This window comes from Streptosporangium sp. NPDC000563, assembly GCF_040299985.1.
Lineage (GTDB): Bacteria > Actinomycetota > Actinomycetes > Streptosporangiales > Streptosporangiaceae > Streptosporangium.
Genome location: NZ_JBEPDA010000034.1, coordinates 24,493 through 35,101, shown reverse-complemented (window position 1 = coordinate 35,101; position 10,609 = coordinate 24,493). Strand labels below are relative to the sequence as shown.

Annotated in this window: 10 protein-coding genes; 5 read left to right on the top strand and 5 right to left on the bottom strand. The window is 69.8% G+C overall.

What is annotated here, in order from left to right; all coding sequences use genetic code 11:
- Nucleotides 1-1,447: ABC transporter substrate-binding protein (locus ABT352_RS37995; protein ID WP_350949891.1), on the bottom strand; the 1,447-nt coding region annotated here is incomplete at its 3' end.
- A 570-nt stretch (nucleotides 1,448-2,017) separates the two neighbouring features.
- On the opposite strand from ABT352_RS37995, the gene ABT352_RS37990 reads away from it, so the two are divergent.
- The 4 genes from ABT352_RS37990 (at nucleotide 2,018) to ABT352_RS37975 (ending at nucleotide 5,889) form a co-directional block, all read left to right on the top strand.
- The gene (locus ABT352_RS37990) at nucleotides 2,018-2,431 is read left to right on the top strand and encodes a hypothetical protein (protein ID WP_350949890.1); all 414 of its coding nucleotides are present in this window, start codon (nucleotides 2,018-2,020) and stop codon (nucleotides 2,429-2,431) included.
- Entirely contained in the window at nucleotides 2,428-3,969 is a 1,542-nt protein-coding gene (locus ABT352_RS37985; RefSeq protein WP_350949889.1) for a multicopper oxidase family protein, read from the top strand. The genes ABT352_RS37990 and ABT352_RS37985 overlap by 4 nt, the downstream gene beginning before the upstream one ends.
- A 160-nt stretch (nucleotides 3,970-4,129) precedes the next feature.
- On the top strand, nucleotides 4,130-5,497 hold the full coding sequence (locus ABT352_RS37980; RefSeq protein ID WP_350949888.1) for an FAD-dependent oxidoreductase: 1,368 nt from the start codon (nucleotides 4,130-4,132) through the stop codon (nucleotides 5,495-5,497).
- Between the two features lie 104 nt (nucleotides 5,498-5,601).
- Nucleotides 5,602-5,889: a Fe-S cluster assembly protein HesB gene (locus ABT352_RS37975; protein WP_350949887.1), complete on the top strand. Its 288-nt coding sequence runs from the start codon at nucleotides 5,602-5,604 to the stop codon at nucleotides 5,887-5,889.
- A 239-nt stretch (nucleotides 5,890-6,128) separates the two neighbouring features.
- On the opposite strand, the gene ABT352_RS37970 is transcribed toward ABT352_RS37975, so the two are convergent.
- The 4 genes from ABT352_RS37970 to ABT352_RS37955 form a co-directional block, all read right to left on the bottom strand.
- The gene (locus ABT352_RS37970; protein WP_350949886.1) at nucleotides 6,129-6,602 is read right to left on the bottom strand and encodes a hemerythrin domain-containing protein; all 474 of its coding nucleotides are present in this window, start codon (nucleotides 6,600-6,602) and stop codon (nucleotides 6,129-6,131) included.
- A 71-nt stretch (nucleotides 6,603-6,673) separates the two neighbouring features.
- Nucleotides 6,674-7,855 carry a zinc-dependent alcohol dehydrogenase gene (locus ABT352_RS37965; RefSeq protein WP_350949885.1) on the bottom strand — a complete coding sequence of 394 codons (1,182 nt, stop codon included), beginning with the start codon at nucleotides 7,853-7,855 and terminating at the stop codon, nucleotides 6,674-6,676.
- Between the two features lie 21 nt (nucleotides 7,856-7,876).
- Complete coding sequence (locus tag ABT352_RS37960) at nucleotides 7,877-8,824, bottom strand: TIGR03557 family F420-dependent LLM class oxidoreductase (RefSeq protein WP_350949884.1); 948 nt, start codon at nucleotides 8,822-8,824, stop codon at nucleotides 7,877-7,879.
- 293 nt (nucleotides 8,825-9,117) lie between these two features.
- Nucleotides 9,118-9,972 (bottom strand): universal stress protein, encoded by an 855-nt coding sequence (locus ABT352_RS37955; protein WP_350949883.1) that lies wholly within the window; start codon nucleotides 9,970-9,972, stop codon nucleotides 9,118-9,120.
- Between the two features lie 280 nt (nucleotides 9,973-10,252).
- On the opposite strand from ABT352_RS37955, the gene ABT352_RS37950 reads away from it, so the two are divergent.
- Entirely contained in the window at nucleotides 10,253-10,609 is a 357-nt protein-coding gene (locus tag ABT352_RS37950; RefSeq protein ID WP_350949882.1) for a spore germination protein GerW family protein, read from the top strand.

Below are 10,609 nucleotides of genomic sequence, written 5' to 3'. Positions count from 1 at the left end.
CAAGCCGTTCCGCATAGCGGATGGAAGTGTATTGAACACCCCTATCGGAATGGTGAACAAGGTCATCGACGACGCCTCTCGACTTCGCCAGCACCTTGTTCGCCTTGGCCTCGGCGTCGGCCAACAGCTTGTCGATGTCGGCGTCCTGCCTGGTCAGCACCGCCGACATGGGCACGTCGAGGATCGCGTAGAGCTCCTGGGACTTCGGCGGCTCAAGCTTGTTCTGGATGGCCGCGGAACCGTCCACGAAGGGGGTGAAGTTCTCCACGGGCACGGTGGCGTTCGCCTTGCGCAGCTCGGTGATCTCCTTGCCGGGCGCGGTGTCGCCGTACAGGTCGGGGATCGGCAGGCCGACGGGTCGGCCCTGCTGCTTGCTGCGCGCGTAGTCGAACTGGCCCTGGCCGGGGGTGAGCTCGTGGAACTCCAGCCACAGCAGGGCGGCCTTGATCTTCTCGGGGGTGGCCTTGGGGTGGATCATGTAGCCGTCGCCGCCGTTGAGCGAGGCCTTGGCCTCCGGCAGCGCGGTGACCCCGTAGTCCTCGAACTTGCCCTTGAAGTCGTTGTTCACCGCCTGGACGACGTCGGGGGCGCCGATCATCATGCCGAGCTTGCCGCCGCCCATCATCCGCATCAGGTCCTCCCACTGCAGGAGCTGCTTGGCGCCCATGCTGTTGTCGGTCCAGCGCATGGTCTTGAGGTTCTCCAGGACGGCCTTGCCCTCGGGGCTGTTGAAGGCCGCGGCCCTGCCGTCGGGGGTGACCATCTCGCCGCCGCGCCCGTAGAGGGAGGCCGCGAAGTGCCAGCCGCCGGTGTTGCCGGCGCTGTACTCACCGAAACCGACGTATCCCGGGCCGAGGTCGCTGATCTTCTTGGCGGCGTCGCGCACCTCGGCCCAGGTCTTGGGCGGCGCGTCGGGGTCGAGGCCGGCCTGGGTGAAGAGTTTGCGGTTGTAGACCAGGCCCATCGAGTAGTTGTTCCTGGGCAGGCCGTAGAGCTTCTCGCCCTCCTTGAAGATGCCGAGGACGTCGGGGCGCAGGTCGTTCAGCTTGGCGACGCCGCCGGCGTACGGGGTGATGTCGGCGGCCTGGCCCGCACTGATGATCTTCTTGACATCGGTGTAGTAGACGTAGAAGACGTCCTCCATCGACCCACCGGCCAGCTTCGCCTGGAAGGTGTCGGGGTTGATGCAGGGGAAGGCGTCCTTGCTCTCGATCGTGATGTTCGGGTGCAGCTTCTTGAACGCCGCCACGTCCTCGTCCCAGGCGGTCCGCTCCAGCGGGTTGCTCTTCGGCGGCTGACAGCCGACGGAAATCGTGACCGGAGCCTCGGCCCCGGCGGCACCCGGCGTGCTGTCCGCGGCCGGGGATCCGCTGTCGTCATTGCCGCACCCTGCGGCGGTGAGCGCGATGGCCGCGGCGAGCAGCATCGCGAGCTTGGGGGATTTCATCCGAGGCACTCCTTGGCGGGTCGGTTACGAGAAAGATATAGAGGCGTGCAGAGTGCAGCAAGAGTCCACCTATTCAGATGCAAAAAAGTGACAGTGATCGGCCCGCCATCCCCCTGTAACTTCTTGGCCCTCAGCGGGCCCCCTCCCCGTCCGCGCGACCGACGGCGGCAGGAGGAATCGGTGACACGGAACGGTCAGCCCGATATGGACCCAGACCTCCGCCAGAAGGGCGATGGAGGCACAGGACTGCCGATTCGGGACCGGACGACGGCTCGCCCTCGACAGAGCCTCGGCATCGATCGGTGCCGCACATGAAAGTGGATTACATTTTTCGCAAATATTTGCATCACGTACCGGAAAGGCGACATCCCTTCGCAGGGATGACGCCCCGTGAGCGGGTCCGACGCGTCCCGGCGGCGCGGCGGCCCCGCATACTCCCCTGGCCGTACACCCCGGGGCGCGGTCGCACGCTCGTACGCCACCGGGAGTACGGCCAAGCCCCGCCCTCGGGGTGACGACGCCCGAGCCCGTGGCCGAGAGCCTGGACACCACAATCCGACGGAGGTGTCCATGATTTCCCCGCCCGCCTCGACCTGCCGGGCCCGCGTGCCCGCCTGGATCGTCTGGTCCCTGCGGGCCACCGCCACCCTGCACCTGGTGACCGTGCTGGGGCAGGCGATCATCGCCGGGATGTTCGTCACCGGCGAGGTGGACCTGCTCGCCCACCACAGCCTCAACGCCACCGTGACCACGGTGCTGGTCGGCCTGCAGCTCATCGCCGCGATCGCGCTGTGGCGCCCCGCGCGCGGCCCGGTGTGGCCGCTGTGGGTGAGCGTCCTGCAGGCGGTGCTGCTGAACGTCCAGACCCTGCTGGGCATGGAGCGCCTGGTCGCCCCGCACATCCCGCTCGCGATGGTGATCTTCGGTCTCGCCGTGTGGATGACCGCCTGGACCTGGCGGGGGCAGCGGAGGGGCGCGGCGTGATCTCCAGAAGGCTTTTCCTGGGCGGCGCGCTCGGCGCGGCGGGCCTGGCCGCGGCGGGCTGCGGTTCGGTGTCGGCCGAGGTCTCCGGCCGGGTCCTGTCCAGCGCGCTGCCGCTGCCCAGGCCGTTCACCGTCCCGCTGCCGATCCCCGCCGTGGCGCGCCCCACCGGGCCGGGACACTACGAGGTGGTCCAGCGTCCCGCGAAGGTGGAGATCATCCCGGGGACCACGACCGAGGTGTGGGGATTCGACGGCACCTTCCCCGGCCCCACCTTCGCGGTGAGGCGCGCGAGCCCCGTCACGATCCGGGTGCGCAACGAGCTGCCCGTACCGACCTCCACGCACCTGCACGGCGGCGTCACCCCGTCCGGCTCGGACGGCTACCCCACCGACCTGGTGGTGGCCGCCGGACGCGGCTTCCGGCCCCCGCCCGGCGGCCACTCCCACCACGGCATGCTCGTGGACCCCTCCCAGTGGACCTTGCACGCCGGGGCGAGGGACTACGCGTACCCGCTGGACCAGCGGGCCGCCACGCTCTGGTACCACGACCATCGAATGGACTTCACCGCCCCGCAGGTCTGGCGGGGACTCGCCGGGTTCATGATCGTCGGGGATGACGAGGACGACGCGCTGCCGCTGCCCAGGGGCGAGCGGGACGTCCCCCTGATGATCTGCGACCGCGCGTTCGAGGCCGACGGCTCGTTCCGCTACCCGGCGACCGATCCCAGCCTGCTGGTGAGCGCCGGGGTCGAGGCCGCCTACATGCAGGGCGTCGAGGGTGACGTGATCCTGGTCAACGGCGCTCCCTGGCCGGCGCTCGAGGTCTCGGCCACCCGATACCGGCTGCGGCTGCTCAACGCCTCCAACGCCCGCCGCTACCGGCTGCAGCTCACCCCCGGCGGCCGGTTCGTCCAGGTCGGCAGCGACGCCGGGCTGCTGGCCGCCCCCGTCGCGCACGAGGCGATCACGATGGCCCCCGCCGAACGGTTCGACGTGGTCGTCGACTTCTCCGCCTACCCGGTCGGCAGCGAGGTGACGATGGTCAACACCCTCGGCACCGGCCGGACACGCGACGTGATGCGCTTTCGTGTCGCGCGCCGGGCCCGGGAGGACAGCGCGGTGCCCGATCGCCTGGCCGCGGTCGAACCGGCCCTCAGGTCGTCCGCCGCCGCTTCGCGTCTCTTCGACTTCCGCAGGACCGGGGTGGGCCCCGACGCCGCCTGGACGATCAACGGCCTGCCCTTCCGGCCCGGTGTCCCGCTGGCCCGCCCCCGGCTCGGCACCACCGAGATCTGGCGCCTCACCAGCGACTTCCACCACCCCGTGCATGTGCACCTGGCCCACTTCCTGGTGCTGTCACGCAACGGCAGGGCCCCGGCGGCGACGGACGGCGGCTGGAAGGACACCGTCGACCTGCGCCCGTACGAGGTGGTGGAGGTCCTGGTGCGCTTCGAAGGCTTCCGCGGGCGCTACATGCTGCACTGCCACAATCTCGAACACGAGGACATGGCGATGATGGCCGACTTCGAGGTGGTCTGAGGGCCCGCCGGAGGCGTACGGCGTGGCGGGGCGCCCGTTGAGCGTGTCCCGAAGAGGAAGCCGAGGACCCGCCTCAGGCGCACGGCGTGGCGGCGTACCCGTTTGAGCGTGTCCCGGGGAGGAAGCCGTAGCATCGGCGGTCCACACGAGGGATGAGGCGATGACGGAACGACTGGTGGTGATCGGCGGCGACGCCGCGGGGATGAGCGCGGCCTCCCAGGCCAGGCGCCGGCGCGGGCCCGAGGACCTGCGAATCGTCGCCTTCGAGAAGGGAGCGCACGCCTCCTACTCGGCCTGCGGCATCCCCTACCTGGTGGGCGGGGAGGTCGCCGACGTGGAGTCGCTGATCAGCCGTCGTCCCGAGGTGTTCCGCGACGAGTTCGCCATCGACCTGCGGCTGCGCAGCGAGGTCGTCGAGATCGACCTGGACCGGCGCGTGGTGACCGTGCGCGACGAGGAGGGCCGCCGTGGCCTGGAGCCCTTCGACCAGCTCGTGATCGCCCCCGGCGCCGTACCGGCCAGGCCCGACCTGCCCGGCGCCGACGCCAGGGGCGTGTACGGGGTGCAGACCCTGGACGACGGCATCGCGCTGCTGGAGGCCCTGGAGCGCGGGCCGCGCAGGGCCGTGGTGGTCGGCGCGGGCTACATCGGCCTGGAGATGGCCGAGGCGATGGTGCGGCGTGGACTGGAGGTCTCGCTCGTCGACGGCGGCGAGCAGCCGATGAGCACGCTCGACCCGGACATGGGCGCCCTCATCACCGACGCCCTGCGCGATCTGGGGGTCCAGGTGCACCTCGGCGAACGCATCGAGTGCTTCGAGGAATCAGGGGGGCGGGTCCGCGCGGCACGCACCGGCAGCCGGGCCCTGCCCGCGGACCTGATCGTCCTGGGGCTGGGCACCCGGCCGAACAGCGCGCTGGCCGAGGCCGCGGGCATCCCGGTCGGCGAGACCTCGGGGATCAGGACGAACCGGCGGATGCGGACCCCGGTGGAGGGTGTCTGGGCCGCCGGTGACTGCGTCGAGACCTTCCACCGGGTCTCCCGGCGGCCGGTCGCGATCGCGCTGGGCACCCACGCCAACAAGCAGGGACGCGTCGCGGGCATCAACATCGGCGGCGGGTACGCCTCCTTTCCCGGTGTCGTGGGCACCGCGGTCTCCAAGATCTGCCAGTACGAGGTGGCGCGCACCGGCCTGACGACCGCGCAGGCGCTGGAGGCCGGGTTCGAACCGGTCGGCGAGATCGTGGAGTCCACCACGCGCGCCGGGTATTTTCCCGGCGCCCGGACGATGAAGATCAAGGTGATCGCCGACCGGGGGACGGGCCGCCTGCTGGGGGCCCAGATCGTCGGCCAGGAGGGCGCGGCCAAGCGCATCGACGCCCTGGCCGTCGCCCTGTGGCACGAGATGACGGTGGAGGAGATGACGGGGCTCGACCTGTCGTACGCTCCCCCGTTCGCCCCGGTGTGGGACCCGGTCCTGATCGCCGCGCGCAAGGCGGCAGAGCGCCTTGACCGGCATCCCGCATGATCGGCCGATCGTGGTCGCCGCGAGAAAATCCGGGGGGATGGTTGGGGCGGATGAGAGCGGGCAAGGGCGAAGAATCCAAGTCCCGATACCGACAAGGAGTAGCAATGCTCACATTGACGGACACGGCAGCCCAGGTAATCCGGGATCTCAGCTCGCAGATGACAGACTCCCCCGATACCGGGGTGCGCATCTCATCCCAGAGCGACGGAACCGGATCGCTCGTGCTCTCGATCGCGGAACACCCCGAGTCCGCCGACAGGGTGGTGGAGTCGGAAGGAGCACGGATCTTCCTCGACCCGCAGGTCGTGGACATGCTCGACGACAAGTCGCTGGACGCCGACGTCGACGAGGGGGGCGGCGTCGCGTTTCTCGTCACCGAACAGCTTCCCTGACGCCGGAACGGACCCCGGCGCACGCGGGCCCCGGCCCCCATCGGGGGGCCGGGGCCCGTGCGTGTCGCGGGGCTCCCGCCCGGCCCTTCCCAAAGGCCGTCACCGAGCCGGCGGGAAGAGATCTCCCGCCAAGGCGCGGTACCCCTCCGGGACCTGTGCCCGCAAAGGCATGCCCCCTCCGGGATCCGACTTCGGAGGGGGCATGCCTTTGCGGGGTTCGTACAGGTGCGCGAAGAGGGTCAGGCGCGGGCGCTGCTCAGGGCGAGCGGGTCCCTGGGAGCCCCGGCCTTGGCCTTCTCCATCTCCTCACCGATCTCCTGGAGTCTCTTGCGCCCCATCGCCTCCCGCACCTCCGGGAACCACTCCTCCTCCTCTTCCTTGACGTGATGGCGGACGTTCTCGATCAACACCGTGACCTTGGCGTCGAACCGCTCGTCCTTGGGGTCGAGCCCGGCCAGCTCGGAGAGCATCCAGACCACCACGTGGTGCTCCTCGACGCTCTCCAGGACGTGGTCGGAGGTCTCGGGAGCGCCCTCACGGGCGGCCGGGTAGAAGATCTGCTCCTCGATGTGAGCGTGGACGGTGAGCTCCTCGATGATCTGGTCGACGAGCTCCCGCTTCTTCTTGTACGCCCGCTCCCCCGCGCTCTCGAACTCCTTGAACAGCTTCTCGACGGTCTTGTGGTCGTCCTTCAGCAGAACGATCGCGTCCATTCCTCTCCTTTTCCCCTTCGTGTTCTTCCGGTGACGTTCTTCGTGGTTCTTCTCGCGACCCGTCCGGTGCGTCAGGGGTTGAGAAGAACCTTGATCGCCCCGTCCCGCTTCTTCTGGAAGATCTCGTAACCGTGCGGCGCCTGGTCGAGAGGGAGCCTGTGGGTGGCCAGGTCCATCACCCCCAGAGGGTCGGAGTCGTCGGTCACCAGCGGCATCAGGTCGTCGATCCAGCGCTTGACGTGGGCCTGGCCCATCCGCAGGGTGACGCCCTTGTCGAACATCCTCAGCATCGGCATCGGGTCGGCCATGCCGCCGTAGACGCCGACGACGGAGATCGTGCCGCCGCGCCGCACCGTGTCGACGGCCTGGTTGAGCGCGCGCAGCCGGTCGACGCCCGCGCTGGACATCAGCGGGGCGGCGATCGCGTCGGGCAGCAGGCCGGTGACGGTCTGGGCGAACTTGGCGACCGGGGAGCCGTGCGCCTCCATACCGACCGCGTCGATCACCGAGTCGGTGCCGCGCCCTCCGGTGAGCTCCCTGACCGCGCCGGGAATGTCGGCGGTCGCGGAGGCGTCGAGGACCTCGGCGCCGTGACGGCGCGCCATCGCGAGCCGCTCGGGCACCCCGTCGACGCCGATGACCCGGTAGCCCAGATGTTTGGCGATCCTGCAGGTCATCTGCCCGATCGGGCCGAGCCCGAAGACGGTGACGCTCCCGCCGTCGGGGATGTCGGCGTACTCCACCGCCTGCCAGGAGGTGGGCAGCACATCGGACAGGTAGACGAACCGCTCGTCCGGCGGCCCCTCGGGAACCTTGATCGGGCCGAACTGCGCCTCGGGGACCCGCAGGTACTCGGCCTGCCCGCCGGGAACCTCGCCGTACAGCCTGGTGTAGCCGAACAGGGCCGCGCCCATGCCCTGGTCACGGACCTGGGTGGTCTCGCACTGGGCGAAGAGGTTCAGGCCGCACATGTGGCAGTGGCCGCAGGAGATGTTGAACGGGATGACCACCCTGTCCCCCGGCTTGATCGAGGTGACCTCGGAGCCGACCTCCTCCACGATGCCCATCGGCTCGTGGCCCAGGATGTCGCCCTCGCCCATGAAGGGGCCCAGGACCTCGTACAGGTGCAGGTCCGATCCGCAGATCGCACTGGTGGTCACCTTGATGATCGCGTCGTTCGGCTCCTTGAGCATCGGGTCGGCAACCTCCTCGACCCGTACGTCGCGTCTGCCGTGCCAGGTGAGAGCTTTCATGTTCTCCTCCTCGGATGGATGTCAGCGCAGCCGGGGCAGGACCTCTTTGGCGTAGAAGTCGAAGAAGGCGTCCTGCTCCTTGCCGATCTGGCTGATGTAGATCTCGTCGAAGCCCGCGTCCACGTACTCCTTGATCGCCTTGACGTGCACCTCGGGGTCGGGGCCACAGGGGGCGGAGATCTCGTCCTCGGTGACCGCCTCGGCGAGATCCTCGAAGTGGCGGGGCAGTGGCAGCAGCTGCGATGCCTCCCCCTTGATGCCCTGGGTGGGCCAGAGCTGGTGCGCGGTCCTGCGGCCCGTGGCCTCGTCGGCGGCGTGACAGACCTTCAGCCCGCCCTGGGAGGGCTTGCCCGCGCCACCGGCCTTGTGGAACTTCTCCACCAGTTCGGCACTCGGGGAGGTACAGATGTAGCCGTCGGCGATGCGCCCGGCCAGCTGCACGGCCTTGTCCCCGAAGGCGGACATGTAGACGGGCGGCGGCTCGTCGGGAAGGGTGTACAGGCGGGCGGTGTCGACCTTGTAGTGGGTGCCCCGATGGGTCACCAGCTTCCCGCTCCACAACTCCCTCATGAGCTCGACCGCCTCCTCCAGCATCTCCAGCCGCTCGGAGGCCGGGGGCCAGCGTGAGTCGAGGATGTGCTCGTTGAGCGCCTCACCGGTGCCGACACCGAGCTGGAACCGGCCGCCGGACAGCGCCGCGCTGGTGGCGGCGGCCTGCGCGATGATCGCCGGGTGGGTGCGGATCAGCGGGCAGGTGACGGCGGTGGTGATGGGCAGCGAGGTCGCCTCGGCCACCGCCCCGATCACCGACCAGACGAACGGGCTCTCCCCCTGCACGTCCAGCCATGGGTGAAAGTGGTCGGAAATCCACAGCCCTTCGAAGCCCGCCCGCTCGGCGAGTTTGGCCTGCCGTACGAGTTCCGCCGGACCGTGTTCCTCGCTCGACAAGAAGTATCCGAACTTGGTCATTTCCCCTCCCGGATGGCCTGAGCTGCGGCGATGTCTCCCCTACCCCGTCCGTGCGGGGCAAACGGAGGGCCGCGCCGTACGGGTGCCCGGCGCGGGCCTGACCTCCTCCGGGCCCTCCCGAAGTGAGATCTCCTGGGAGAAAGGGGTCCCGGCCGGCCTCTCGCCGCACTCGCGGGCGGGAAGGGCTCAGGTCGTTTCCACAGATGCCTCGAGCGCTCGCACGGGGCACACGGTCGCCACGGTGGCCGCCACGGTGGCCGCCACGGTGGCCGCCACGGTGGCCGTGAACGTCGTCACGAGCGGACGACCGCGACGGCGCAGTGCGCGTGGTGCAGGACACCCCGGCTGACCGACCCCAGCAGCAGCGAGCCCAGGGTGCCTCGGCCGTGGGAGCCGACGATGAGCAGGTCCCCCTTTTTGGAGGCCTCGGCGAGTGCCTCGACCGGGTGCGCGCACCGAACGTCCTCGATGAGGCTCACCTCGGGATACTTCTGCCGCCAGGAGGCGAGCCGGTCGGCCATCGCGGCGTACTGGGCGATGCGGACCTCGTCCATGTCGTAGGCGATCTCCGGGGCGAAGACGCGCACGGGCAGTTGCCAGGCGTACAGGGCGCGCAGCGTGCATTCGCGATGCCTGGCCTGTTCGAAGGCGTAGGCGAGGGCGGGCTCGCAGGCGTCGGAGTCGTCGACACCGACCGTGATCTCGCCGTACGCCGGCACCTGGCCCGGTTGGACCACGACGACCGGGCAGTGCGCGTGCCCGGCGACGTGCATGCTGACCGAACCGATGACGGCTCCGGCGAAGCCGCCGAGACCACGGCTTCCGATGACGATCTCCGCCGCGTCCCGTGCCAGATCGCGCAGGACCAGCGAGGGCGGGCCCTCGGCCAACGTGGTGCTCACCTCCGCGGTGGGCTGCCGGGTGCGTGCCGTCGCCTCCGCCTCGTCCAGCACCTCGCGTGCGCCCCGGGTCATCGCGTCCTCCTCCCCGTCGAGGACGGGGAATCTGGAGATGTCGTTCGGCCGACGATGCACGGCGGTGACGATGCGCAGCGGCAGGCCGGTACGGGCGGCGTCGTCGGCGGCCCATCCGACCGCGGCGGTCGCGCCGATGGAGCCGTCGGTTCCGGCGATGATCAGAGCGGACATGGCTGTTCTCCCTTCCCTCCCATCAGAGCCGCGCCGGGCGGCCCGGCCCCAGGGCCACAGGTCCCGACTTCGGTGCGCGTGGACAGAGTCTTTTGTCCTCTCCGAGGACCAGGGCTTTTGTCCTCTCCGAGGACCAGGGCTTTCGCCCTCCCCGAGGACCGGGGCCTTCGCCCTCCCCGGGGAGCGGCCTCCCCTCGGGGGCGGACCTTCGCCCCTTTCCCCGGCACCGTGTTCCGCACGATCATGGAGGGGACATCGGCCGTCGAAAGGAAAAGGCACCATGAAAATCACGGAGATTCTCGAACAGGCGAAGGACACCGTCTCGATCAGGCGGGTCTTCGGCGAGCCCATCGTCCAGGACGGTGTGACGATCATTCCCGTGGCCAGGGTGATCGGTGGCGGTGGTGGGGGCGGCGGAAAGGAAGGGGGCGAGCAGGCCGCGGAAGGGTCGGGGGGCGGGTTCGGTTTCGACGTCACCGCCGCCGGGGTGTTCGTCGTCAAGGACTCCGAGGTCCGCTGGCAACCCGCGGTGGACGTCAACCGCATCATCCTCGGCGGTCAGATCGTCCTCGTCGCCGCCCTGCTGACGGTGCGCTCCATCGTGCGTGCGCGTGCCAGGGCGGCGAGGAGGCGGTGA